22 protein-coding genes and 2 pseudogenes are annotated in these 24625 nt (G+C 44.4%); 11 read left to right on the top strand and 13 right to left on the bottom strand.

From position 1 onward, the window contains the following. Window positions 1–376 precede the first annotated feature (376 nt). Window positions 377–730, top strand: coding sequence for a YajD family HNH nuclease (locus tag Q0852_RS05770; RefSeq protein WP_299015159.1), 354 nt, complete (start codon window positions 377–379; stop codon window positions 728–730). A 91-nt stretch (window positions 731–821) separates the two neighbouring features. Here Q0852_RS05770 and Q0852_RS05765 read toward each other — a convergent pair whose 3' ends face one another. Then, on the bottom strand, window positions 822–1904 hold the full coding sequence (locus Q0852_RS05765) for a site-2 protease family protein (protein WP_299015157.1): 1083 nt from the start codon (window positions 1902–1904) through the stop codon (window positions 822–824). Between the two features lie 173 nt (window positions 1905–2077). Continuing rightward, window positions 2078–2371, bottom strand: coding sequence for a winged helix-turn-helix domain-containing protein (locus Q0852_RS05760; RefSeq protein WP_299015154.1), 294 nt, complete (start codon window positions 2369–2371; stop codon window positions 2078–2080). Window positions 2372–2502: 131 nt separating this feature from the next. On the opposite strand from Q0852_RS05760, the pseudogene Q0852_RS05755 reads away from it, so the two are divergent. The 4 genes and pseudogenes from Q0852_RS05755 to lpxL all read left to right on the top strand — a co-directional run. Beyond that, window positions 2503–2625 (top strand): annotated as a pseudogene (locus tag Q0852_RS05755) (periplasmic nitrate reductase, NapE protein); the annotation flags it as partial. Continuing rightward, a pseudogene (locus Q0852_RS05750) lies at window positions 2611–2985 on the top strand (molybdopterin-dependent oxidoreductase); the annotation flags it as partial. The pseudogenes Q0852_RS05755 and Q0852_RS05750, both read left to right, overlap by 15 nt. A gap of 324 nt (window positions 2986–3309) precedes the next feature. Next, window positions 3310–4242, top strand: a complete 933-nt coding sequence (locus tag Q0852_RS05745) for an LpxL/LpxP family Kdo(2)-lipid IV(A) lauroyl/palmitoleoyl acyltransferase (protein WP_299015151.1) — start codon at window positions 3310–3312, stop codon at window positions 4240–4242. Between the two features lie 421 nt (window positions 4243–4663). Continuing rightward, window positions 4664–5590, top strand: coding sequence for an LpxL/LpxP family Kdo(2)-lipid IV(A) lauroyl/palmitoleoyl acyltransferase (gene lpxL / locus Q0852_RS05740; RefSeq protein ID WP_299015148.1), 927 nt, complete (start codon window positions 4664–4666; stop codon window positions 5588–5590). A 59-nt stretch (window positions 5591–5649) separates the two neighbouring features. On the opposite strand, the gene Q0852_RS05735 is transcribed toward lpxL, so the two are convergent. The 5 genes from Q0852_RS05735 to Q0852_RS05715 all read right to left on the bottom strand — a co-directional run bounded on the left by Q0852_RS05735 (window position 5650) and on the right by Q0852_RS05715 (window position 10317). Beyond that, window positions 5650–5805 carry a hypothetical protein gene (locus Q0852_RS05735; protein ID WP_299015145.1) on the bottom strand — a complete coding sequence of 52 codons (156 nt, stop codon included), beginning with the start codon at window positions 5803–5805 and terminating at the stop codon, window positions 5650–5652. Window positions 5806–6006: 201 nt separating this feature from the next. Further along, window positions 6007–6615, bottom strand: a complete 609-nt coding sequence (locus tag Q0852_RS05730; protein WP_299015141.1) for a DNA-J related domain-containing protein — start codon at window positions 6613–6615, stop codon at window positions 6007–6009. 146 nt (window positions 6616–6761) lie between these two features. Next, window positions 6762–8054, bottom strand: coding sequence for a serine/threonine transporter (locus Q0852_RS05725; RefSeq protein ID WP_299015138.1), 1293 nt, complete (start codon window positions 8052–8054; stop codon window positions 6762–6764). 613 nt (window positions 8055–8667) lie between these two features. Further along, the gene (locus Q0852_RS05720; protein WP_299015135.1) at window positions 8668–9150 is read right to left on the bottom strand and encodes a YajQ family cyclic di-GMP-binding protein; all 483 of its coding nucleotides are present in this window, start codon (window positions 9148–9150) and stop codon (window positions 8668–8670) included. Window positions 9151–9261: 111 nt separating this feature from the next. Beyond that, the gene (locus Q0852_RS05715) at window positions 9262–10317 is read right to left on the bottom strand and encodes a 3-deoxy-7-phosphoheptulonate synthase (RefSeq protein ID WP_299015132.1); all 1056 of its coding nucleotides are present in this window, start codon (window positions 10315–10317) and stop codon (window positions 9262–9264) included. A gap of 197 nt (window positions 10318–10514) precedes the next feature. Here Q0852_RS05715 and Q0852_RS05710 point away from each other — a divergent pair, with 197 nt between their 5' ends. Then, on the top strand, window positions 10515–11405 hold the full coding sequence (locus Q0852_RS05710; RefSeq protein WP_299015130.1) for a putative PEP-binding protein: 891 nt from the start codon (window positions 10515–10517) through the stop codon (window positions 11403–11405). A gap of 116 nt (window positions 11406–11521) precedes the next feature. Here Q0852_RS05710 and Q0852_RS05705 read toward each other — a convergent pair whose 3' ends face one another. Together Q0852_RS05705 and Q0852_RS05700 are read right to left on the bottom strand one after the other, a co-directional pair. Continuing rightward, the gene (locus Q0852_RS05705) at window positions 11522–12544 is read right to left on the bottom strand and encodes an acyltransferase family protein (protein WP_299015127.1); all 1023 of its coding nucleotides are present in this window, start codon (window positions 12542–12544) and stop codon (window positions 11522–11524) included. A 185-nt stretch (window positions 12545–12729) separates the two neighbouring features. Further along, window positions 12730–14073 carry a hypothetical protein gene (locus tag Q0852_RS05700; protein WP_299015125.1) on the bottom strand — a complete coding sequence of 448 codons (1344 nt, stop codon included), beginning with the start codon at window positions 14071–14073 and terminating at the stop codon, window positions 12730–12732. Between the two features lie 326 nt (window positions 14074–14399). Between Q0852_RS05700 and Q0852_RS05695 the strand changes: the two genes are divergently transcribed. The 3 genes from Q0852_RS05695 (at window position 14400) to Q0852_RS05685 (ending at window position 17740) form a co-directional block, all read left to right on the top strand. Next, window positions 14400–15239, top strand: a complete 840-nt coding sequence (locus Q0852_RS05695; protein ID WP_299015122.1) for a S1-like domain-containing RNA-binding protein — start codon at window positions 14400–14402, stop codon at window positions 15237–15239. Between the two features lie 124 nt (window positions 15240–15363). Continuing rightward, window positions 15364–16983, top strand: a complete 1620-nt coding sequence (locus Q0852_RS05690; protein ID WP_299015119.1) for an ABC transporter substrate-binding protein — start codon at window positions 15364–15366, stop codon at window positions 16981–16983. A gap of 205 nt (window positions 16984–17188) precedes the next feature. Then, the gene (locus tag Q0852_RS05685; protein WP_299015116.1) at window positions 17189–17740 is read left to right on the top strand and encodes an OmpA family protein; all 552 of its coding nucleotides are present in this window, start codon (window positions 17189–17191) and stop codon (window positions 17738–17740) included. Window positions 17741–17821: 81 nt separating this feature from the next. On the opposite strand, the gene moeB is transcribed toward Q0852_RS05685, so the two are convergent. Together moeB and moeA are read right to left on the bottom strand one after the other, a co-directional pair. After that, entirely contained in the window at window positions 17822–18568 is a 747-nt protein-coding gene (moeB, locus tag Q0852_RS05680; RefSeq protein ID WP_299015113.1) for a molybdopterin-synthase adenylyltransferase MoeB, read from the bottom strand. Window positions 18569–18577: 9 nt separating this feature from the next. Continuing rightward, window positions 18578–19810: a molybdopterin molybdotransferase MoeA gene (moeA, locus tag Q0852_RS05675; RefSeq protein WP_299015110.1), complete on the bottom strand. Its 1233-nt coding sequence runs from the start codon at window positions 19808–19810 to the stop codon at window positions 18578–18580. A gap of 216 nt (window positions 19811–20026) precedes the next feature. Between moeA and folE the strand changes: the two genes are divergently transcribed. Together folE and Q0852_RS05665 are read left to right on the top strand one after the other, a co-directional pair. Further along, on the top strand, window positions 20027–20680 hold the full coding sequence (folE, locus tag Q0852_RS05670; RefSeq protein WP_299015108.1) for a GTP cyclohydrolase I FolE: 654 nt from the start codon (window positions 20027–20029) through the stop codon (window positions 20678–20680). Window positions 20681–20774: 94 nt separating this feature from the next. After that, window positions 20775–21746 carry a LysR family transcriptional regulator gene (locus Q0852_RS05665; protein ID WP_299015105.1) on the top strand — a complete coding sequence of 324 codons (972 nt, stop codon included), beginning with the start codon at window positions 20775–20777 and terminating at the stop codon, window positions 21744–21746. A 30-nt stretch (window positions 21747–21776) separates the two neighbouring features. Here the strand turns inward: Q0852_RS05665 and Q0852_RS05660 are convergent, their stop codons facing one another. Then, on the bottom strand, window positions 21777–22685 hold the full coding sequence (locus tag Q0852_RS05660) for a YjjW family glycine radical enzyme activase (protein WP_299015102.1): 909 nt from the start codon (window positions 22683–22685) through the stop codon (window positions 21777–21779). Next, window positions 22633–24186, bottom strand: coding sequence for a YjjI family glycine radical enzyme (locus Q0852_RS05655; protein ID WP_299015099.1), 1554 nt, complete (start codon window positions 24184–24186; stop codon window positions 22633–22635). Before Q0852_RS05655 ends, Q0852_RS05660 begins: the two co-directional genes overlap by 53 nt. Window positions 24187–24625: the final 439 nt, after the last annotated feature.

Here is a 24625-nt window from a genome sequence, read left to right as displayed (position 1 = left end):
TTGACACAACTCTGTCATTGTAGACCAGAGGCCGTGATATTCTATCGCGTCCATAAAGTATTTTATGAAATCTTTGATTGCTCCTTTTTATTTTTTGTCTATTTTTCACGAGCTTGTCACTCTTTGTTCATACATTTTCTCATTTCAGAGATATAAATCGTGCCAGTTTGTTCCCCGTGCTGATTTACTCTTAAGAGAATTGGTAAGTATTGAATTCAATGTGTGGAAGAAATGTGTAGTGGATCCGGTAATTGCCGCTTGTTTGGGGTAGACTAGCAATGGATTAATACCTATTCTGCTGTACTGGTTTTTTATGGAGCCAGAAGGCGTCTGGAAGAATGGGTATATTTGCGTTAACCAAGTATCAGGCTGAACAATGTCATCAGATTTTTACGGCACCAGTGCCGCTTACGCTCGTAAAGAACAGGGCTACCGTGAGAAAGCTCTTAAACTATATCCATGGGTTTGCGGGCGCTGTTCACGTGAATTTGTCTACTCAAACTTGCGAGAACTGACGGTTCATCATATCGATCATGACCACACCAATAATCCTGAAGATGGTAGTAACTGGGAATTGCTGTGTCTTTTCTGTCACGACCATGAACATGAAAAATATACAGAGCATGATCAGCAGGTGGGAAGCGTCGTAAAAGCCGGAGAGAACGATCACGAACCTGCGACGTTTAATCCATTTGCTGATCTGAAGGCAATGATGGCGAAGGATAAATAATCGCGCGGGTTTAATAGCTGCGTCCTGCTTTCAGGAAAAAATAAAAAACGAGGCTTTAATGCCTCGTTTTTTGTTTAAGTTTATCTTCGAACTAGGAACCTAGAATTTGTAACGGCAAGCCTAACATGGTGTCACCTGTACCGGCGAAATACCACATAATTCCCATTAGCGTGCTAACCAGGCCTACATACCAGACCAGCGATACAATCTGGCCATAGCGATCAAGTGGAAGCAGGTGGCTATGGTGGCGGTATTTCCATTCAGTAAAGATTTCAATTGAGCCCATAATCAGCAGGAAGCCGAACAGGGTCATGCCGAGCTTGTAGCACAGTAGCACACCGCCAATTACACCTAGTAAGCCGAAAATTACACCGGCCATATTGTTCATCGAGAAACTGATGCTCTTTAATACGTGCCCACCGTCGAGAGGCAAGATAGGTAGCAGATTGAAGAGGTTGAGCAAGGCATTGAACACGGCTAGGCCGGCAAAGAACATCTCACCGGTTAGCCAGTAGGTGACCATCCATAACAGAGACATGATAAGGCCGAATGAAGGCCCCATGATAGATATGACGACGTCCTGCCAACGGGTATTGATTTTCTCGTCGCTAAGAGCCAAGCCACCGAAGAACGGGACAAGATAGATCCCTTTGGTTTTCATACCAAAGTATTTCATCGCTTTGATGTGGCCGTATTCGTGAAAAACCAGACAGGCTACCAGTGCCAGGGCAAATTTTACTGAAAACAGCCAGGAATAGGCAGCTAAGCTTACCACTGCGAGAACACCTTTAATCACCTTGGCGCTTTTGAATAATTTCATTCCTAACGAGGCAAGTCCGATCAGGCTAAATTTACGATCTGGTTCTTGTGGTGCAGCTGGTGTTTGCCGCTCGATATCTTTGGCGTTGCGTGAGCCGTTGGCAACCAGCTGCTCATTAGCGCAAATTCGATATTCAATCAGAAATGGTTGCCAGCTAAGTGATACTTCTACCCGGCATTTTATGGACTCTTCACCATTGCTTAGCTCGAATTCGTGAAGGTGTTGATCGTCATGCTCTGCACTGGCACTGATTTGCGAGACAAGGGTGTTATTCCAAAAAAGTTGTTGCCACCCGGCCATTGAGCCTTCTAGTCGTAGCGGTTGGCCAAGAAAATCAATTGATAAAAGTTCCAAGGAATATTCCGTTTTTCAGGAGTAATAGTAGAATCGAGATTATGCCTTGCTGTGGAAGGTGGCGTAAAGCAAGGTTTGGCAGGGTAAAGGTCAAGTGCGCTGAAAACACACGAAGCGCACTTTAAGAGTAATGCGTCCGGTGTTTATCAGGCTTTATGGAGAGTTATAAGATTTTATGGGTAGCCGAGAAGTGATTTGATTTCAGTCAGGTTGTCTTCAATCCAACTTTTGTTTATAGCTCCCCAATCGCTGATTTCATAGTGACCTGTTTTATTTCGTTTTCCTTCGGTCTGGATAAACGTACAGACAATATCGAGTTCGGCCAGGCTTTTGATCGTATCTTGTGCGGTTCTTCTGGGCATGCCTGTGTATTCCAAAATACCGGGTACTGTTGCGATTCCATGGTCAATCAAATGAGCAATATAGAGCCTGCGGTAAAAGCTGGTTTTGGTTTTGCTTATAGGCATAAATGTCGGTTAATCCTGCGTAATCATCCTGATAGTTCCAGCGTAACACTAAAGGGGGGAGCCTATCGAGTTATTAATTTCCCAGATGATGGCTAGAGTTAAAGTTAACTTGCCTGTTTTGGAGTAGGCAGATGAATGATGACAACCTGCGTCAAGCTGAGCTTAAAGCTTTTCTGTTTATCACTGTTATCTTATTTCCGATCTTAGCTGTTGCCGTTGTTGGTGGTTACGGCTTTTGGGTGTGGTTGCTACAGGCAGCTGTTTCGGCAGCGGTTGCTACTCACGGTGATATCAAGTCGCCCGTAAACCGAGGCCTTAACTGTGTTAAAGGGTATTTCCTTTTAAAAATCATGTATGGCAAAGATCGGCTGACTCAACCTATGTTGAGGATGAAAGGCGGTAAGTACGATAAAAACGGTGAGTTTGCTCCGATTACGTGGGAGCAGGCATTCGATATTATGGCTGAGAAGTGGAAGGCGACTTTGAATGCAAAAGGACTGGAAGCGATAGGGATGTTTGGTTTCGGGCAGTGGACAGTTTATGAAGGGTATGTAGCATCTAAATTGATGAAAGCGGGGTTTCGTTCTAATAATATCGAATCGAATGCACTGCATTGAATAAAGAGGTAACAAGTCTATTATTGTTACCTCTTTATTTTTGTGTTATTAAGGTGCATTTTGCCATGGTGTAATATAAGAGGTTGGTTTGTATGGTGCATAGTGCATAGTGCATAGTGCATAGTGCATAGTGCATAGTGCATAGTGCAAGCTTGAATTATAGGCTGAGTTTTCTGATATTTAGAAAAATAATTGGCACAATTTAATTTATGCCTTTTTTTGATAAAAGAGTCGTAATAAAATGCGTTGCTTTTTGAATTATGGGTATTCATTGTTATTACAGTGCGTACATAAAAACCATCAGCACTGTGAAAAAATTTTATGCCTAAGTCTGTTGCTCCGTCATTTCGTCTCAAATTCTTACTGCCTCGCTATTGGTCAACATTAACATTGATATCGATAATGTATCTGTTGAGTTGGCTGCCATATTTTATACAGTTTCGCCTTGGGCAATGGTTTGGCCAAGGGATTATGCGATTTATGAAGAAGCGCCGCTTGACGATTGAACGTAATCTGGCACTTTGCTTCCCTGATATGAGTCAAGATGAGCGAAATCATTTCATTGAAAAGAATATCAAAAATGCCGGTCTTGCACTGTTCGAAACTGGTATGGCATGGTTTTGGCCTGATGCGCGTGTTAGTCGTCATGTGACCATAGAAGGAATGGAGCATATTCGGAAGCTTGAAAACGAAGGCAAGGGGGCATTAATGATTGCCGTTCATTCAATGAACCTAGAGTTAGGTGCTCGTGCTTTTGGTATTCATAAAGCGGGAATGGGTGTGTATCGACCAAATAACAATCCTTGTTTTGATTATTTCCAGTATCAGGGGCGTTCACGGTCGAACCGGACTTTGATTGATCGTAAAGATGTCAAAGGCATGATCCATGCCTTACGTACAGGTGAATTGGTTTGGTATGCCCCAGATCATGATTATGGCCGCCGACGTTCAACATTTGCGCCTTTGTTTGCCGTTGAAAATGCGTGTACCACCACAGGGACAAGTTTATTAGCGGATGCGTCTAAGTGCGCCGTTGTACCGTTTACCATGGTCAGAAATACAGATTCCGGGCATTATACATTGAAAGTCCATCAGCCCTTAGAGGCATTTCCATACAATGATGACAAGGCAGCCGCTGCCTATGTTAATAAAGCCATTGAACGTTCGATAATGGCAGCGCCGGAACAATACATGTGGTTACATCGACGTTTTAAGACTCGCCCAGAAGGAGAGGCTTGCTTGTATAGCCAATAATCGATTTAGCAGCTGAATTAACTATGCTAAATCAGCTCTAACATGTATTCATTATCCCGAAGCCCACATTTTGTGGGCTTTTTTATTTGTGCGCCGAAGTGGGGCCGGACAATGTTTGGATCTAAACATTGTTGAGTTTCTGTATCCTCCACTGTTTGGGATGGTATTTACAGAAGTGTTACTTCTAGGTATTGCTGAGGGGGAACTGTTGGGTCTATTTTCATCGTTTTTGTCACAGAAACATGTTGGGAGTCATCGTTTGATAATTTTTCTTAACCTAGCCTGTACCCATGAACAGAATTATGATTCATGATCTTGCATGATTTGAATGGTATTAATAAAATACGACGTTCGATATGGGGCGCCTTGTCTTCTTTGACCATGACGAAGCCATAACAATAACGATGGGAACATATCTAATATGAGTAAATTTACAGTACCGACGTTTAAAAAATCATTTCTCCATCCTCGGTATTGGTTAACGCTATTATTGGTTGGCGTTATGTACCTAATGAGCTGGTTGCCTTACTTTATTCAATTTCGTCTAGGCCAGAGTATTGGACGCCTTGTAATGCGCGTGATGAAAAAGCGAGCCAAAACAATGAAGCGTAATCTGGAACTGTGTTTCCCTGATATGTCAGAAGAAGAGCGCGCTGAATTGATTAAAAAGAATATCGACAATACTGGCCTGGCTTTGTTTGAGACGGGGATGGCCTGGTTTTGGCCAGATTTGCGTGTTGAGCGACACGTACAGATTGACGGTTTGGAACATATACGTAAGCTGGAAGAGCAAGGTAAGGGGGTCTTATTAATTGCAATTCACTCAATGAACCTTGAGCTTGGTGCCCGTGCATTTGGCATGAAGGCTCCCGGTGTCGGTGTTTATCGTCCGAACAACAATCCATGTTTCGATTATTTCCAGTTTGAAGGCCGCGTACGTTCAAACAAATATATGATTGATCGTAAAGACGTTAAAGGCATGCTGAAAGCATTACGTGACGGTGAACGTGTGTGGTATGCCCCGGATCATGATTATGGTCGTCGTCGTTCAACGTTCGCACCGTTGTTTGCTGTAGAAAAAGCATGTACGACAACAGGTACAAGCTTGTTAGTTGATGCGACAGACTGTGCAGTCGTGCCATTTACAATGGTGCGTCAATCGGATTCTGGTCGCTATACCCTGAAAGTGTTCCCGCCTCTGGATGAGTTTCCGCATGATGATCCTGATGCAGCAGCAGTTTATATCAACAAAGCAATTGAACGTTCGATTATGGAAGCACCGGATCAGTACATGTGGCTGCACCGTCGCTTCAAAACTCGTCCAGAGGGCGAGCCTTCCCTTTACTGATATTTTCTACTAATGAAGAGTAACTGATGTTTTAAGGCAGCCAGACGGCTGTCTTTTTTTTAGGTTAGATTATTATTCTGTTCGGTATAGCTCTGAATTATCAGGAATGGCGAAAACGGCGCATTTTCAAAGCCATGTGTTCGCTTGACTTTTACACCATTGCCGTCTGATGAAGGATGTGACTGGATGATTTGCTTGATATGTCTTATAGCCATAAGACCTCAGAATATTGCCCCCTGAATACGGGAATATTGATACCAATCTGGATAAACTCGATTGGTATTAGCCTAGATTCGGTGTCATTAGGTTAACAGATGATAAAGTTGGACGGCTTGTTAGAAATAATTGAACGAGTTCAGGTGGCTGAAAAAAACTAAAATTTAGGGTGTGTCCCGTAACGTAATGCAGATTACACGCTAGAATTTAGCCCCCAGGCGTTGCCAAGCTTCACAGATTTTGCGAAATTGCTCTGCATCGCCATTCGGTCTGTCGGGATGCCAACGGAGGGCCAATTTACGCCATTGTCGGCGAATTTGGCTAGGCGAAGCATCCGCTGGCAGGCCAAATAGCGTGTAATCTTCCGGTAGAGGTTGAGTGCCATGAATCGTTGTTGAACCAATATGGCTTTGATAGCGACGCCAGAATGAAGAAAGGAGCGATTTAATCACATCTGTGTCCGTATTGTAATTTTGCCAGTCGAGATAATAACTCCTGAGCGGATCATCTTGATCGATTTGGTTGCGTTCTTCTGCCGGGTTGGCATAAAGGCGGATGTCCATTGCCTGAGCTTGTAGCCACTGTTCTGGCAGTAGCATTTCTTGTAGCTGGTACAGGGCATTCATTAAAAGGAAGTTACGCTTAAAGAGATCTTTTTCTTGATCATCATCAAGAGTTGTCAACAAACCCTGTTGTTTTAATGCCTCGGATAGGGTGTGAATCATCCAGCCTGATGGTTTTTCTTTCAAAATCGAAATAATTGGCCAGATCAGAGGGTTGTCATATTCAGTGTTGCGCTCCAAATCCATTAGCAGGGAAATCTCGGTGAAGGTAAATATTATAGAGACTGTAGCAGAGACAGAAAATAATACCAATTCTCTACAGATAGAATAAATAATAAAAAGGCCATCATTAGATGGCCTTGATAATATTACCTGAACTCGTAAAGAATGATTTACTGAGCCAGTGAATAGAAGATGGCTGAAATAGAAATCAGTCCGATAGCTACAATAAAGATGTTGCTCAGCGCACCGGAATACTGACGCATTGCAGGTACTTTTTTGATTGCGTACATTGGCATGATAAATAGAAGCATCGCAATAATCGGACCTCCCAGGCTTTCAATCATACCCAGAATGCTTGGGTTAATTGTTGCAACCGCCCAAGTTGTTACCAGCATAAATAGGGCTGTAAAGGTGTTAAGCGCCTTAGAACCAACTTCTTTACCACGGCTACGTGCCATTTTGATTACAAGACCGTTTAGGCCTTCGCTTGCACCCAGGTAGTGGCCAAGGAAAGATTTGGTGATCGCAATAATCGCAACAACAGGTGCTGCATAAGCGATTGCCGGCGTATTAAAGTGGTTCGCCAGGTAAGTCAGGATTGAAACATTTTGTGCTTTCGCTTCAGCAAGGTTAGCCGGAGACAGGCTCAAAACACAGCTGAATACGAAGAACATAACGGTTACAACCATCATGATGTGGCTGCGTGCCAGAATTCGAGAACACTGTTTCTCAGCATTTTCACCGTACTCTTTCTGCTTGGCAACAGCAAAAGATGAGATAACCGGAGAGTGGTTGAACGAGAAAACCATTACCGGCAGGATCAGCCATACCGCCATCATGATTGTAGTGAAACCACCTTCAGCTGGTACTACTTCCTGGAAAATTGAAGCGTTCCAGTATGGAACCAGGTACATAGCAAGCATTAAAAGCACAGCGACAAATGGGAATACCAGCACGCTCATTGCTTTAATAATTAGCTGCTCACCCAGACGGACGATTGCCATTAGCGCAACGATTAGAAGAAGAGCCAAAATTGCACGCTCTGGAGGCTGGACTCCTAGCTGGTGAACCATGAAGCTTTCAACAGTGTTGGTTAAAGCAACGCTGTAAACTAGAAGAATCGGGTAGATAGCAAAGAAGTAAAGTAGGGTGATCACTTTACCCATGCCTATACCGAAATGTTCTTCTACCACTTCGGTTATATCAGCACCAGGATTAGAGCTTGATAGTACAAAGCGAGTCATGCCTCGGTGTGCAAAGAAAGTCATTGGCAGGGCTAGTAGCGCCATTACCAATAGTGGGATAAGACCGCCAACACCGGCGTTGATTGGCAGGAACAGTGTACCTGCACCTACAGCTGTACCGTATAGGCCAAGCACCCAAACGGTATCGCTTTTTTTCCAACCTAGTTTGGTTGCACTAGTTGAAGAAGTATTAACAGTATTGTTCTTTGTTGTGTCCATTATGGACATCTCCTTTATAGGTATATTGTTATAGCCTTCAAAGGGTTCAAGTCGCATATCTTCCATGCTTCGCGAAATGGCGAAGGAATAAAAGCAGAGTGCTGTACGTAGTACGTACTTATGTTCTGGTGAACAAAAAAGAAGCTTAATGAAAGGTTGAATAAATAGCTGAGTTTTTACTGAGCTTAATATTCAATTGACGGTTCCTGAGTCTAAAGTTGCGATCCATGCGGTATTGAGCTGCTGATATTATTGTCTGCTTTATATCACTAAATTTAATAAAACCTTATAAATACAAATGGAACCCTAGACGACGGTGGGGGAGTATAGGGGATTATTCGTCTCACACCTATTGATTTCGGTTCATATAGGGATTGTTTGCGCAAATAACAGACACTTGTATCAATTCCTCAAAAGGATAGTTATGAAAAATTGCGACAAAAGGTTGGTAGTTGTTAACGCGCGGTTTTTTTATATTCAAGTCAGACATGTTTAAAATTAATAAGTGACGGAGATTAAAAATCCTTTGGTATAAGTTTGAAAAATAAAAAAGGAAGGCGAGATGCCTTCCTTCGGGAATAAAGTCTGTGTTTTTAACTTGGTGCGCTAATTATTAGTCGCGGAAGTTATCAAACTGGAAAGGCTGGCCAAAATCGGATTCACGGATCAGAGCCATAACAGCTTGCAGATCATCACGTTTCTTACCGGTAACGCGAATTTTTTCACCTTGGATCGCTGCCTGGACTTTAAGTTTTGCATCTTTGATAGCCTTAACTACTTTTTTAGCCGTTAAGCTGTCGACGCCTTGTTTGAATTCAACGTCCTGATGGAAAGTCTTGCCTGAGTGAACAACGTCTTTTAGTTCCATCGCTTTTGCGTCAACGCCACGCTTAGCCAGGTTTCCACGGAAAATATCCAGCATTTGGGTAATTTGGAAATCATCCTCGGCAGAGACTTTTACAGTTTCTTTATTTAGGGTGAAGCTTGCTTCGACACCGCGGAAGTCAAAACGTGTTGCCAGCTCGCGATTCGCGTTATCTACAGAGTTTTTTAGTTCAACATTATCGACTTCAGAAACAATATCAAAAGAAGGCATTTGCAAAATCCTAACTGTTAATTCTTTATGTTTGGCGAGTATATCAAAACAACGTTGGAAACGCCTGACTCACCGGGAAATATGTGGTGTTGCCTTGCATCTAGTTATAGCTTATTTGCGTGTTTTTATCGCATTAGCCAGCATGTCGAACATGGTGATCGTATCATCCCAGTTGATGCACGGATCGGTGATCGACTGACCATAGGTAAGTTGATCAAGCTTCTTAACGTCAACGCTCTGGTTGCCTTCAACGATGAAACTTTCAGCCATAATGCCAGCAATATGGTTGCTGCCGTTCTTGATTTGCTCAGAGATATCAGCGGCAACATCAAGCTGGCGTTTGTGCTGTTTTTGACAGTTGCCGTGGCTGAAATCAACGATCAGGCGAGCTGGCAGTTCGAAAGAGGCCAGGGTTTCGCATGATGCTTCAATATCTTCCTGGTGGTAGTTCGGCATTTTGCCGCCACGAAGAATGATATGGCCATATGGGTTACCAGCTGTACGGTAGATGGTCATCTCGCCATTTTTGGACGGAGAGCAGAATACATGCGGCTCACGGGTAGCACGGATTGCATCGACTGCAATTTTGATATTACCGTCGGTCCCGTTTTTGAAACCAACCGGGCACGACAGTGCCGACGCCATTTCACGGTGGATTTGTGATTCGGTAGTGCGGGCACCGATCGCTCCCCAGGAGATCAGGTCAGCCAGATACTGGCCAGTGATCATATCTAAGAATTCAGTGGCTGTTGCGACGCCCAGCTGGTTAATATCAACTAGGAGCTTACGAGCTGTATGCAGGCCAGCGACCAGATCAAGGCTACCGTCAAGGTGAGGATCTGAAACCAGACCTTTCCAACCAACAACAGTGCGCGGTTTTTCGAAGTAAGTGCGCATAACAATACAAAGCTGGTCTTTGTATTTATCCTGAATGCCCTGAATACGTTTAGCATAATCAAGTGCAGCTTCAGGATCGTGTACCGAGCAAGGGCCAACGATAACTAGAAGCCGGGAATCTTCTCCCGTTAAAATCGCTTCAACCTGTCGGCGCGAGTTTGCAACATGCTCTGCAACTTTGTCAGTGGTAGGGTATGCGGCTTCAACATCTGCTGGTGTTGGCATTGCCCCTAGGCTAACGGTGCGGAGTTCATCTGTTTTCATTGGCATAATACGTTTGCCTATCTCGGTATAACAAAAAATAACGACGCGTAAAGATAGCCCAAAAGACAGCAGGAATAAACCAAACTTGTGATATGTCTTGGGTTTTTATGTATAAATCCATGCTTTGTTAAGCATAGCTGCTGTATTGATAAGCAATCGTTACGAAGAAAATACAATTGCAACGCAAAACAAAGTGGTGCCTTATGACAAATAACGTTCAGTCTGGATTTAATTTTCCCGAAGTATTACGAGAAGCTTCTCAACTTGAGAAGTCGGATTTCACGATTGGCTTGGTTTCAATGGATGACCTCATCAAAAGTGCGATTGGTGTTCATCCTTACGCAATAGCTGAAACAACCAAGTTAAAAAAGTCGCAGCAACAGCAGGTGATGGAGCAGGCCGGTGAGTTCGACACGCCTGCTGAGTGGTATGTATCGACATTGACCGACATATTGGTCAGTGCCGCAAAAAAAGTACAGGGGAAGCCGCTTCGGGTTAGGTTGTCAGGAGCTGATTCCCATCTGCGTAAGTCGCTATTTGGCAGTGAGTTGGAAGTGACAGAAGTGAATCCTCTGATTGGATTGCGCGGTGTTTCCCGATTTGCTGATAAGTCACATCATTCGAGCTTCGAACTTGAGTGTGAAGTGATTAAACGGGTACGCAGTGCTGAGGGGATGGCAAATATTGAGTTGGTTATTCCGTTTGTCAGAACTTGTAGTGAGGCGGCTACGGTGATTGATCTGCTGGCTGAACAGGGGCTGTGCCGTGGTGCGCAAGGTTTGAAAGTTAACCTCATGTGCGAATTGCCGGCTAATGCTTTGCTGGCAGAGAAGTTCCTGCAATATTTTGATGGCATGGTGGTGGATATTGATCAGTTGGGGCAATTTGCCTTGGGCTTGGATCAAGACCACCCAATGTTGAATTATCTGCATGACGATCAAAATGAAGCGGTGTTGCAGTTGATCAGGCAGACATTAAAAGCTGCGGAAAAAAGTAACAAGGCCTGCGATATTGTCAGTCACAATATTGACCATGCGCCGAAGTTGCAAAAATGGCTTCAGGATTATGGTGTGAAATCTGTTATTAGCCAGTAATTCGGCTCTGGAAAGCAATAAAAAAACCGGCATTGTCTGCCGGTTTTTTCTTGCTGAAACTTACGAGTGAGCCTTTTAGTTCTCGCGGATAGGCTAGATTATTATTCAGTTTGGTATTAACGGAGTAATGCGTGTCTTAGTGGTGTTTTTCTGATCAGACGGGTGAGCATCATTGAAATAACAAAAGTGAGCGGAACATATATAATATCGTTGATGATACCTTCGATACCGAAGATAGCCGTGAGGTTCATAAGGAAAATTACGATCATCAGGTGGCAGAGGTAAATCCCGAGAACATCTTTACTCCATTTGGATGTCCATGCATTATTTCCGAACGTTGGCTTGACGATAAGCAGAAAGAATAAGCCGGCAGCCCAGAATGGTGTGCCGATTAGGAAGTCATGGTTAACAAATGGTATTTCGAAACCCATCAGGTATTTTGCCTCAAAAAGATGCAGTGCCAGTCCCATTAACATGAGTGCAGAAGCATTAACTGTGGAAACCGTAATATCCCGACGCCGGGTTTCAAAACCAATGGTAATCATCAGAGTGCTCAAGAATGGACCATTGCGGGTGAAGATTGGTGCCTCGAAGCCAAAGAGCGGTTGGTAACTTCCAGCCATCAGGCCGTAAGCATAAAGGATAATAGCAGTAGGGATAATAAGACTTGTCTGCTTTAAATGACAGAGCAGGCCAATGATAGCCAATCCGCACATAAGCCCCGGAATAAACCACAAATGAACTATACCACCTTCAAAAAGGGAGTTAAGTGGGGCGGAAACTAAGAAGTCCCAATAGCCGGATCGCTCAGCAAGGTAGCCTTGTTCAACAACAGTTCCCAAGTTAAAAGGGATAAGCAGATAGATAACACTCCACGCCAGCCAGATTTTCAGTAATGGGATGTTATAGCTTTTCAGTGTTTCAGCTGGCTTTGCGACAAGGTGGGGCATTATGAAGTAGCCAGCAAGGATGAAGAAGAAAGGGACGGCAAAGCGCGACAACTGGTTTAACATCATTCCGAACCAGGCATGTTCGCCGATGAGGGGTGTTGTTTGAAATGGCGCGCAATGAATCGTGATAACCGCAAAAATGGCTAATATTCGCCCCCATTCCAGACTGGCTATTCGGTTGTTACTCATAGTGATTGCTCTCCACCTAATTTAACATTGGCAAAAAGTATCAATGAAATGAGTTTTGTAAACCCGACAGGATCAGGTTCGCGGCTAAAAGTTAAAAAGATATTTTGAAGCGTGAATTAGTTCTCAAATTATCATTAAGATTAACAACTTATCTCAGGTTTTTTGCCCCATTGTAATGCGCTCACTTAGGTGATTGCTTCGATCTCAACAATTTTTGAACGATTGATGATGATTTTCCAGCGGCGGATACGAACGGTTTTATCTTCATCTGTTTCACGGGTGATCAGGTTGATCAGGTGACGTTTTTCAACGGATTCTTTGGAGACCTGACCGTCCTTCAACTGATAAATCCGTTGTGAACCTCTTTCCATCAGCTTAGATAGCACTCGAAGGTCCAGAGTAAGAGACTCAAGTGTCTGTTCGTAACCTGTCAGGAACTTGGTTGGTGACATTCGGGTCGTACTTTTGTAGTGAAGGATCGTCTCTTCGCGTTGTGAGACTTTGTGCTTTCTGATTTTTTTTATTTCTTCATCGACTTTGCGGTAGCTGATATATTCCAGCCACTCCAGCTGGCGTCCTACCAAGCGGTTAGAGTTGGCGTCGAAAAACTGTTTACGCCATTTGGGTTTCCCTTTACGCATCCAGCGCCATAACATGCTTTTTAGATCGTCTTTGAAAACTTCGCGCACGGCGTAAATAAACGAGAGAACCAACAGGAAAGAGGCGGTAATATCTCCCAGAACACCTCGCGCCTTGATCATCAGTAAGGAGACGAAGATCATCACAAAACCGGCAGCAAATCCGGCGACAAATTTCTTGGTGTTTTTACCCAGAGCAATGGTCTTTTCTTTCATGGTTACCGGATATTCAATCAAACGGCGTAAAAGACGCATTTTGTTGGACATTCGGGTTGGATCCTGAGTCGCCTTGATGGAGTTGTAGTCATTGTCGAGGCGGTGCTGGGATTCTTTTTCGCAAATGTCGAGCAGCAGCTTTTTTATTTCCGAATAATCATTGCCACGGGGCAGATGTGAAACCAGTGATAGCAAGCGTTGCTCGGTGTACCATGATAGATAGTTATCAATATTCTCGTAATATTTCAGCAGCTTTTTATCACTAGGTGCGCTACGGCGTAACCGCTTCAAGATATGGACAGCAAGTTGTGCTACATCCTCGACTTCTTCCAGTGTTCGCTCTTCTTTGTCTTCCAGTAATTGCTGGGCTGTTTTTTCTAGCGCCAGTGCATATTGAAATGCATATAAACTTAAACTAAGGCGGTACTGTTCAGTAGAGAGTTTGCCCCGGCTTGCTAGGCGGCTGTGAACCAATGGCAGATGGTTGACGTCACTGTAATAGGTGCGTTTGCCAATAATGGCATTATGGTAAAACTCGTCTTCAGAAATGATGTTGGAGTTTAGGCCAAGTTCACCGGGTACGAAAACATAGAGGTCAAGCTGTCGATTGGTTGTTTCCTGAATGACATGGGATATTTTTACTTTGTGCCCATCTTTCTTTTCAACAGTGATCACTATGTCTTTAAACCTCGCGAGAAAATAATTGAACTGGTTAGGAAAAATGTTAGAAGTTGATTATCACTTACATCTGATAGAAATGTTAGCAATAGTGCTGATTTTAGATGAATGAATTTTTTATTATCAGTTCAATTTGTGTTTTAGGATATCGACAGAGTAAAAATTAGTCTATTTACTAAATATAGGTCAGGCGTGTTGTGCCAACATCACGTATAATGCGCGGCTTAAAGTATAGACGATGACGACTTTCGTTTTTTTTCTCGCAGGCGTTGTGGGAACAGTGATACGACAGTTGTTTTATTTACCCAGAGAGTGTCGAATAAATGATTAAAATAGGACAATACAACACGTTAGAGGTCGTCAAGCTGGTTGATTTTGGCGTATTCCTTGATGGTGGTGAAGACTTTGGCAATATATTGTTGCCGAAATCCTCTGTTCCGGCTGGCACTGAGTTGGGGGATAACATTGAAGTCTTTATTTATTTTGATTCCGAAGATGATGTCATCGCGACAACTAAGCAGCCACTGGCTCTAGTTGGTGATTTTGCTCTGTTGCGAGTTGTTGGTATTTGTGGTGTGGGTGCATTCGTAGACTGGGGGCTGGACAAAGATCTTCTGGTACCTTTCAGTGAGCAGCGCCGCCGCCTTGAAGTTGGCCAGGACATCATGGTTCGGGTATACACTGATAAAGCCTCTGGCCGTATTGTTGGTTCTACTAAGTTCAATCGTTTCCTGGATAAAACGCCGGCAAACTATAAGGTTGGTCAGGAAGTGCAAGTGATGATTGCAGAAGTGACCGAGCTGGGTTACAAAGCTGTGATTGAAGAGGCGCACTGGGGCTTGATTTTCAAGACAGAATCCTTTGGTAAGCTGTTCCCGGGTAAGAAGCTGAAAGCTTACATCAAGGAAATCCGCCCGGATGGTAAAATTAACCTGTCGTTGCAGAAGGCTGGCCGAGCGAAGGTTGATGATCTTGCCGACAAGATCCTGACGACGTTGGCTCGTAAGGGTGGTTTTGTACCGCTTAGCGATAAGTCTTCACCTGAAGCGATTTTCAAAGAGTTCCGTACCAGTAAAGCGACGTTTAAGAAAACAATTGGTGGCCTGTATAAAAAGGGGCTGATTGTAATTGAGCGTGAAGGTATCAAACTTAACGACAATTAATAATTAGAAATTCAATAAAAAAGCCGATGATTTCATCGGCTTTTTTGTGAGCATAGGTATACAAAGTCATAGTGTATAGGTGTATGTTACGGGAGGAAAAAAAAACCAAAAGCAAGGAAATACTATGCATGGAAGTAAAGTATCAAAGCTGGCGGCTTTGATGGCATTGATAGTTGCAGCGCCCGCTATGGCTGCAGAGGTACCCGCGAATGTAACATTGGCTGATGTTCAGGAAATTGTTCGCGGTAATGGTGATGAAGTACCAACGCTTGATCCCGCATTTTCTTCTGATACAGCCAGTTCCCGTGTTATTCATGATATGTTTGAAGGCCTGATAACCCAAGACCCAGATGGAAATATTATTCCAGCATTGGCTACCCGTTGGCAGCAATCTGATGATGGCAAGGTTTATACCTTCTTTCTGCGTGAAGGCGCAAAATGGTCAAACGGTGAGCCGATCACAGCTCGTGATTTTGAATATAGCTACCAGCGTGTAATCGATCCGAATACTGGTTCAAATTATGCGTGGTATTACTCCATGGCTCATATCTTAAATGCCGATGCAATTAGCCGTGGTGAAATGCCTAAGGACAAATTAGGTGTGAAAGCGCTGGACGATTTGACGCTTCAGATCATCTTAGATAAGGCTGTCCCGTATTTTGAAAAGATGCTGGTACATCCATCGATGTCACCGGTTTATCCTAAAGCTGTTGAAACATATGGTGACGGCTGGACTAAACCGGAACATATTGTTACCAGTAGTGCCTACAAGCTATCTAAATGGGTGATTAATGAACGAATCGTTTTAGAACGTAACCCGACTTACTGGAATAACGGCAAGACGGTTATCAATAAGGTGACGTATTTACCAATTCAGGATATGACAGCCGAATATAACCGCTTCCGTACCGGTGAAATTGATATCACCTCGTCCTTCCCGCTAGAGCAATACAACGCGATCAAGAAGCAGCGTCCGGATGAATTGCTGACCATGCCATCTCTCGGCACTTATTACTACTTGTTTAATATCGATAAAGCACCATTTAACGATGCGCGCGTACGTAAGGCGCTGGCTTACGCGATTGACCGTGATGTAGTAACTAAGGTGATTCTGGGGCAAGGACAGCTTCCAGCATACGGCATTACTCCGCCATCGGTTTCCGGCTTTGAAGCCCCGGAGCTTACCTGGGCCGATATGAGCCAGAAAGAGCGAAATGCCAAGGCGAAGACGTTGCTTGAAGCTGCTGGCTATAATAAGTCGAATCCGTTGGAGTTTGAGTTGATTTATAACACCATGGAATCACATAAGAAGCTTGCAATTGTAATGGCGGCGATGTGGAAGAAGACCTTGGGTGTGAAAGTTGATCTCGCCAATCAGGAGTGGAAGACTTTCTTGCAGAAACTGAGCCAGAGAGACTTTACTGTAGCTCGTTATGCATGGAATGGTGACTATAACGAAGCTTCGACATTTTTGTCTTATTTCGAAACTTCAGGCATGAATTATTCGAAATGGAGTAATAAGGCTTATGACGAGGCAATGGCTAACGCGATAAAAGCTCCAGATAACGCTAAACGTAATCAGTATTACCAACAGGCGGAATTGGTATTTGCCCAAGAGATGCCGGCGATTCCGCTTTATCATTACACTCGCTCTGTACTTAAGCAGACGGATGTTGGGGGATACTCGACAACAAATGCGGCTGAAGCACGATTTACCCGTGATTTGTATGTTATTAAGCAGTAATTATCACTATTGCTTTAACTTCACAATGACTAAAGCTGAGTACGTGTACTCGGCTTTTTTGTATCGGATATTTTTGTTTTCAATGTAATCAATGTGGGGTGAAAATAACTATTGTGAAGCACCTCCATAATAGATATTTCAAGTAACATAGCAACTTGTTGATTTGATAGAGTTATCTACGAATCAGATTGATAGGGCGAGTTTTATGCACAAGGTGAAAATTACCATTTTATTTTTGATGTCGGCACTGATGTTCGGTTGTTCATCGAACGCGAATACATATGGAGACAATGTCTCTATGAAAAAGGTCGACGCGTTTTTGAATGATACCTATGAGCAGGCCCAGAAGTTTATTACAACTGAAGATGGCACGGTAAAGCGCGTTGGAGATCAGGTGATTGTGGTTCTCCATGGTGATAAGAGCTTTAAACATGATAGTGCAGAGGTTCGTAAAGAGAGTCATTACGTACTGGAGCGCCTTTCCTCCCTGCTGGTGGAGCATCCACAGTCCAAGATTTTTATTGCTGGCCATACCGATAGTGTGGGGGCGGAGTTATACAATAAACAGCTATCAGAACGACGGGCGTTGTCGGTTTCTGAGTTCATAGTCTCGCAAGGTGTGGATTCCGAAAGGCTTGGCACTTTTGGCTTTGGTGAGATGATCCCGATTGCTGAAAATGATTCGGCTGTTGGGCGTCGAGAGAATCGTCGGATTGAAGTCCGCATTACGCCAAAGTTTGAGTTGTTCGTTATTTAAAAGATTTGAGAGTTAGAAACGTGTAGAGGGAAAGGGAAAAAGGAAGCTTCGGCTTCCTTTTTCTCTATTGGCGGATTGATATTAACAGCAAACGGAGCAGGATGGCTGTTTGCTAAGTTTCATTTCACGCCAGTTCATGCTCATAGCATCAAGCATCAGGATCTTACCGATTAGTGGCTGGCCCATGCCGGCGACGACTTTAATTGCTTCCATTGCCTGTACGGCGCCGACAATGCCAACAACAGGAGACATGATACCGGCTTCCACACAAGTCAGGGCTTGCTGGCCAAACAGGGCGCTCAGGCACTGGTAGCAAGGTTCGTTATCCTGATAGGTATAAACGCTGATTTGACCTTCCATACGGATAGCCGCTCCGGAAATCAGCGGCGTTTTCGTTTGATAACAAAGACGATTCAGCTGGTTGCGGGTTTCGACATTATCGCTGCAGTCAAGCACTAGGGTGTGTTGCTCAATCAACGGCAGCAGTTCATCGTCAGTCAGGCGCTTGGCGACAGTTTCAACCTGGGTATTAGGGTTGATCATTGTCAGCGCTTGCTTAGCCGATTCGACTTTCAGCATACCGACGGTGTTGTCATTGTGAAGTACCTGACGTTGCAGGTTAGATACCTCGACCTTGTCATCGTCAACAAGAGTCAGTTTACCCGTACCGGCCGCAGCCAGATATTGGGTTGAGGCACAACCCAGTCCGCCTGCACCAAGGATCAGCATTGATGACGCTTTAAGCGCTTCTTGTCCGTCAAAATCAAACTGCTTCAGGATGATCTGACGGTTGTAGCGCAGCATTTCTGCATCTGTAAGTTCTACCACTGCGTTTCCCTAGTACATCGTATGATTGAACAGTTCGATGGTAACTTCTTCACCCGGCATAACACGTCCGCGTTCCTGTTCCAGAACAACGAAACAGTTTGCCTGATGCATTGAACTGAATGCGCCAGAACCTTGGTTGCCGGTTGTTGCAACTTCAATCTGTCCTTGGGCATTGATCTGGTAGATACCGCGCTGGAAATCAGTACGGCCAGGACGTTTCTTGAATACAGTTGTTGCTTGGGCTTTGATGCGCTGAGGTGGCTGATATTGGCTGTGACCGGATAGTTTGGCAATCATTGGTTGCACCAGCTGGTACAGGGTCAGCATAGCTGAAACCGGGTTGCCTGGCAGGCCGCAGAACCAAGTATTGTTGATAGTACCGAAGGCAAATGGCTTGCCTGGTTTCATGGCGATTTTCCAGAAGCCAATTTCACCTTGCTCATCAAGAATGTCTTTGGTGTAGTCAGCTTCACCCACGCTTACACCACCGGAGGTGATCAGCACGTCAGCTTTGGTCGCTTCGTCGAATGCCTGGCGTAATTTTTCAGGGTTGTCCGGGATAATACCCAAGTCGATTACGTCACAGCCGAATTTTTCAAGCAGGGCACGAATACCGTAGCGGTTACTGTCGTAAATTTGCCCCGCTTCAAGCGGCTCGCCAACAGAGCGTAGTTCGTCACCGGTAGAGAAAAAGGCAACGGTTGGACGGCGGTAAGTATTGACGGTTGCGATACCTAACGAAGCCAGAAGAGGCATATCACGGGCTGTAAGGCGTGTGCCTTTGCCAACAACAGTGTCACCGAGACGAACATCGTCACCGATAGGGCGGACGTTGTCACCTGCTGGTGGTTTGATCATGAAGCGGATGCTGTCACCATCAGCTTCAGCTTCTTCCTGCATAATGACAGTATCAGTACCTTCTGGCATCTGGGCTCCGGTCATAATACGGATACACTGGCCTTTTTCGCATTTACCGTCAAACGGGATCCCGGCAAAAGATTTGCCAGCCATGGTCAGGGTGTCAGTACTTTCCAGATCGGCACCGCGCATGGCATATCCATCCATTGCAGAGTTGGCAAATGGCGGTACATTAATTGGAGAAAGAATATCTTCTGCGATCACCTGTCCCATCGCTTCAGACAAGGAAACCGTGTTAACTGTTTCCAGTGGCTTAACTTCAGCCAAGATCTTGGCCAGAGCAGTTTCAACAGGCATCAGGCCTGGTGCGTCACAACATCCCATAATTGGTATCCGTTATAAGTCTTTCGCTTATTATCATTGGTGTAAGGAATTATTATGACAAAAAAATCGGGTTATAACTAATGCCTTAGTGAATGCGAGCTGTAATTATTCAATTTGGTATTCTTGGCAATTACAGGTATCCTTCGGTCTGAATTATCGCTGGCAGAGTTAAGTAGGGTACTTTCGCATTGCGCCCATGCCAGTTGGAGGGAAAGAATGACAGCATTAAGTGAATCTGCATTGAAAGTGCGTAAGGCACTGCAAGATCGCGGACTAGAAACCCCGATGACAGATAAGGTGGTTGGCCGCGAAGAGAAAAAAGAGAGGATCGAATACCACATGCGCGAGGTATTGGAGCTTCTTTCATTGGACTTATCCGATGATAGCCTGATAGAAACCCCGCATCGTATTGCGAAAATGTATGTGGATGAAGTTTTTTCGGGCCTCGATTATGCTAATTTCCCGAAAATCACAGTGATTGAAAATAAAATGAACTGTGATGAGATGGTTCGCGTTAAAGACATTACTCTGACCAGTACCTGTGAACACCACTTGGTAACAATTGATGGCAAAGCAACGGTTGCTTATATTCCGCGAGGCAAAATTATTGGCTTATCAAAAATCAACCGTATTGTACGTTTTTTTGCCCAGCGACCTCAGGTACAGGAGCGTATGACTCAGCAGATCCTGGTTGCGTTGCAGACGCTGCTTGAGAGTGAAGACGTTGCGGTAACAATGGATGCTACTCACTACTGTGTGAAAGCTCGTGGTGTGATGGATGCGACAAGCACAACGACGACAACGGCGTTAGGGGGAATATTCAAGCGTAACCCTGCTACACGTGCGGAATTTCTGAACGGTCTGCGTTAAGCGTACCGTTGCTTTTAAGTCGTATAATTTGAACTTTTAAAAATGCCAGTTGGTTGATCCGACTGGCTTTTTTGTTTTTGAAATTTATTTATCTATGGATTTGATTAAACTATCCCGAGTCAGCATGAAGCACCTGGTCACGCTCCATGTCATGTTAGATACTCTGAGCGTAACGGCCAGTGCCAAACGCTTGTGCCAGAGCCCATCCTCGGTAAGCAAGACCCTGACACAGCTGCGTGAAAACCTGAATGACGAGTTGTTCTATCGCCATGGCAACCAGTTAGTCGCCACACCGCTGGCAAGGCGTCTGGGGCCGACAGTGCATCAGATGATAAATGAAATGAATCAGATGCTGACTCAGGAAGTCTTTGATCCTGCAAGCTATGAGGGACGATTCTCCCTGGCAATGCGGGAAAGTACCTTTGAGCTGCTAGCTGCCAGGCTGAGCGCCAGTGTCTTAGATCAGGCACCACACCTTCGGCTGGAAATCTGGTCCCGTGACAGTGTGGGGTTTGATGGCCTGAGTAAAGGTCAGCTGGATTTTATCCTGCTGCCTCATGACCGAAGTCAGCCACCTGCATGCCAGAATAACCTGGTCTGGGAAACCCTTATTGATGATGAAATGGTCTGCATGATGAATCCGGCTCACCCCTTGGCGGAGAAAGACCTGATTCTGGATGATTATCTGAGCTATGGTCATATCGGCATTATGGATCAGGACTTAAGGGTACCATTTTTTGAAATGGAGCTGGCACAGCAGCATCGCAAGCGCCGAATTGCCATCTCTGTAGCTGATTTTGGTAGTGCGGCTTTGATGTGTCATAACAGCGATTTACTTTTCACCTGCTCGAAAAAGTGGGCTCAAACTGCTATGCAGGCAAAAGGGCTGATCACCAAACCGCTGCCGTTTAATTATGGTCAGGTCTCTTATAGCCTGGTTTGGCATCAACCAAGCATGAATGACCCAGCTCACCGCTGGCTCTATGAGCAAATTGTAGGTGTTTGCAGGGAAGCGGTTACCACTAAAGGGAAGGGAGAGGAGCTAGAGCCGAGTATTGAGGTGTAAAACTCGACTCCGATATGGCTATTTAGGCCATTAACTAGACAGTACCGCCGGGCGCACAACATTATTCACACCGTATTTTTCCAGTTGTTGCGCCAACGATTCAATCTCTTCTTTTGTACAAATAGGCCAGTTTAATGCCTCTCCGGTAACCCCGTGGTGCTGGAAGGCATTAAGCCTGATTCGGGTACTGGCTGGCAGCTGCAATAGGTAATGTGCCAGATCATCAATTTCACCCTGAAAATCTGTAATTGTCGGTATATGCAGCAAACGGACTTCATGTAACTTTTTGTGGCTAGCGAGTAAATGTAATGTTTGGAACACCCTGTGATTATCGCGGCCTGTCAGCCACAGATGAGTTTCTTCCTGCCAGGCTTTCAAATCAATCATTGCGCCATCCAGTACAGGTATAACTTTCAGCCATCCAGTTTCGCTCAGGCTTCCGTTACTGTCGATCATGCAGGTCAAATGATTCAACCTCGGATCAGCTTTAATCCTGCTAAACAGCGCTATGATGAACTTCAACTGTAGTGTCGCTTCTCCGCCGGTAACTGTAATCCCGGTAATAAACATGTTATTTTTTCTTACAATAGCCAGCATTTCCTCAACCGAGTATCGCCGCGTTTTCGGATTTGATTGTGTCGGGCATACGGCCAGACAGGTATCGCAGTGCGTACAAAGTTCCGGATTCCAGATAACCTGAGATTTACCTGAATCGGCTTGTCTCATTGAAAGAGCATCGGCAGGACAGTGATTTGCACAATCACCGCAATGGTTGCAAATCCCGATGGTATGAGGATTGTGACAGTTCTGGCAGCGAAAGTTACACCCTTGCAAAAAGATGACGAGCCTGTTGCCAGGCCCGTCGACGCAAGAAAAGTTGAGAATTTTACTTACCGTTGCCGTTGCCGCTGCTGTTAGCGTAATAAGGGATTTGTTCATGACTGATCACTCTCGGCGTGCGGTTACGGATTCCGGTGTTGGCTATGGCTTCATTTCCTAGCCAGGTGGTATTAGTACGTGAACCCTGTTCTTTGAATTTCTCGATGTCAGACAGCTTGATCATATAGCCAGTGACACGGATCAGATCATTCGAGTTAACATTGGCGGTAAACTCTCGCATTCCCAGTGCCAGTGCACCTTTGCAGAGTTGGTACATGGCTTCCGGATTTTCTTTAACTGTCTCATCAATAGTGAGAATGTCACTGATACCAGAGCTGTAGTATTGATGGTGTTCAGCTTGTGCCTGTATATGGCTAACCGGATCCGGCTCTGTGCTATAAGGAATACGTACGCCCGGCGTCACATCATTATCCAGGCTGATACCACCTTGAGCATGAAGTAGTGCTCGATCGTTATAGCCATAACTGACCGGGGTCGATTTCACGATTTTATCAAGCGTTGCCGAGATCTGATAACCAAGTTGGTTCGCTGCGTCATCATGGCCATAGTTTGCCTGAATGCCTTCTTTTTCCATCAGGATATTGACGGTTTCAGCCATGCCATATATACCGAACATCGGCGCAAAGCGAGACTCTTCAATCAATCCTTCCTCTACCAGGAAGCTGTTGAAAAAATGTGAGTCTTGATGAAGGAAAGCGGAGCGGGCTTCAATCAGTTCATACATCAGCGCGCTGTAATGTGGCAGGATATGATTAAGGAAATCATCACGACACTCTGCATTACGGGCCGCTTCTTTAAGGTTCATCCGAACCAGCGTATTGGCACCACCGGCCAGCGGAAGTGAGTTATAGCAGCTGACGATACCAAAGCCTTTGCTGTCATAAGCTTTTACATGAAGCGGGTAGTTGGCAATATGTGGTTTGCTGGTTTCACAGATGTTTTTGGATGCAATACGTAGCAGATCATCCGGTGTTATAGCAGGGTCATACATAAAGGTCAGGTTCGGAGCAACCTGCTTAAGTTCGGCATCAATACGCAAAATTGTACGGCAGATAATATTATCCGCAGGGCCGATATTGGTATGCATGAAGGCATCCGGCAGAGTGCGATCCAGCATGATCCAGAATAGCTTCAATTTTCGGTAAATAGCCTCTTCATCCAGTCCTTCGGCATATGGCATCAGGATGTCGTCGAGCTGACCAAGATAAACCGGAATATTGGTTACAGAAGGTACATGATGATAAAGAATCGTCAGGGCGTTGATGGCTTCATCCAGATCCTGAGGCGGTTCAAGCTCCAGGTAGTCAGAGCCTTGCTTAAGGAATTTAGCGTAATCGGGTAAGACGTAGCGAGGCTTAAACGGTGCATTACCTTCAAACATGTCACAGATAACACCTTGCTTCATGGCATCTTTTACGGCTTTTGAAACATTGAGATAGGGAAGGCTGGCATCGGCTTCAAGTGCTAGGAAGTTAGATTTTTGCTTTGGAGATAGCGCTGGATCAGTAATGATCTGGTGAAATTTTGCCTGCAAGGTCATGGTTTATACCCACTATTATTGTATGGGCTTAACCATATCTACCCCTATCCATTTCCGGAAGTGAAATCGATGAAAGGGTATATTTCTGTAGTGGAAATCCGATGATGTGATTCACACTCTGCCTAATAACAATCAGGAAAATATTCACTCAAAGACATAAAGATTTCATCGGTTTTGAGTCTCAGTTCACTTAATTAATTGGATGAAATATATTTATTGTTGAGCATGAGTGCTATTCTGCAACCCGCTGTAGTCTGATTCATTATTCACAAAATAATGATAGTAAAGATAATGAATAGCGGATTTTTAAGTTATTGATAATTAAACATTTAAATTGGTTATTAAAATTGTTTATAATAATAGTTTGTCATATAGTCATATAGTCATATAGTCATATAGTCATATAGTCATATAGTCATATTATTGACTAAATATATAA

Origin of the sequence: uncultured Photobacterium sp., from assembly GCF_947502415.1 — a bacterium.
In the GTDB taxonomy this organism is placed as follows: Bacteria; Pseudomonadota; Gammaproteobacteria; order Enterobacterales; family Vibrionaceae; genus Photobacterium.
This window is presented reverse-complemented; position numbering and strand designations above follow the sequence as displayed.

Excerpts from the sequence above, each read along its gene's own strand:
- folE (WP_299015108.1), top strand. The coding sequence starts at position 20,027 with ATGACAGCATTAAGTGAATCTGCATTGAAAGTGCGTAAGGCACTGCAA.
- Q0852_RS05745 (WP_299015151.1), top strand. The coding sequence starts at position 3,310 with ATGCCTAAGTCTGTTGCTCCGTCATTTCGTCTCAAATTCTTACTGCCT.
- Q0852_RS05660 (WP_299015102.1), bottom strand. The coding sequence starts at position 22,685 with ATGAACAAATCCCTTATTACGCTAACAGCAGCGGCAACGGCAACGGTA.
- Q0852_RS05685 (WP_299015116.1), top strand. The coding sequence starts at position 17,189 with ATGCACAAGGTGAAAATTACCATTTTATTTTTGATGTCGGCACTGATG.
- Q0852_RS05725 (WP_299015138.1), bottom strand. The coding sequence starts at position 8,054 with ATGGACACAACAAAGAACAATACTGTTAATACTTCTTCAACTAGTGCA.
- Q0852_RS05735 (WP_299015145.1), bottom strand. The coding sequence starts at position 5,805 with ATGGCTATAAGACATATCAAGCAAATCATCCAGTCACATCCTTCATCA.
- Q0852_RS05720 (WP_299015135.1), bottom strand. The coding sequence starts at position 9,150 with ATGCCTTCTTTTGATATTGTTTCTGAAGTCGATAATGTTGAACTAAAA.
- Q0852_RS05695 (WP_299015122.1), top strand. The coding sequence starts at position 14,400 with ATGATTAAAATAGGACAATACAACACGTTAGAGGTCGTCAAGCTGGTT.
- Q0852_RS05770 (WP_299015159.1), top strand. The coding sequence starts at position 377 with ATGTCATCAGATTTTTACGGCACCAGTGCCGCTTACGCTCGTAAAGAA.
- Q0852_RS05655 (WP_299015099.1), bottom strand. The coding sequence starts at position 24,186 with ATGACCTTGCAGGCAAAATTTCACCAGATCATTACTGATCCAGCGCTA.
- moeA (WP_299015110.1), bottom strand. The coding sequence starts at position 19,810 with ATGGGATGTTGTGACGCACCAGGCCTGATGCCTGTTGAAACTGCTCTG.
- Q0852_RS05760 (WP_299015154.1), bottom strand. The coding sequence starts at position 2,371 with ATGCCTATAAGCAAAACCAAAACCAGCTTTTACCGCAGGCTCTATATT.
- Q0852_RS05665 (WP_299015105.1), top strand. The coding sequence starts at position 20,775 with ATGGATTTGATTAAACTATCCCGAGTCAGCATGAAGCACCTGGTCACG.
- lpxL (WP_299015148.1), top strand. The coding sequence starts at position 4,664 with ATGAGTAAATTTACAGTACCGACGTTTAAAAAATCATTTCTCCATCCT.
- Q0852_RS05715 (WP_299015132.1), bottom strand. The coding sequence starts at position 10,317 with ATGCCAATGAAAACAGATGAACTCCGCACCGTTAGCCTAGGGGCAATG.
- Q0852_RS05730 (WP_299015141.1), bottom strand. The coding sequence starts at position 6,615 with ATGGATTTGGAGCGCAACACTGAATATGACAACCCTCTGATCTGGCCA.
- Q0852_RS05705 (WP_299015127.1), bottom strand. The coding sequence starts at position 12,544 with ATGAGTAACAACCGAATAGCCAGTCTGGAATGGGGGCGAATATTAGCC.
- Q0852_RS05690 (WP_299015119.1), top strand. The coding sequence starts at position 15,364 with ATGCATGGAAGTAAAGTATCAAAGCTGGCGGCTTTGATGGCATTGATA.
- Q0852_RS05710 (WP_299015130.1), top strand. The coding sequence starts at position 10,515 with ATGACAAATAACGTTCAGTCTGGATTTAATTTTCCCGAAGTATTACGA.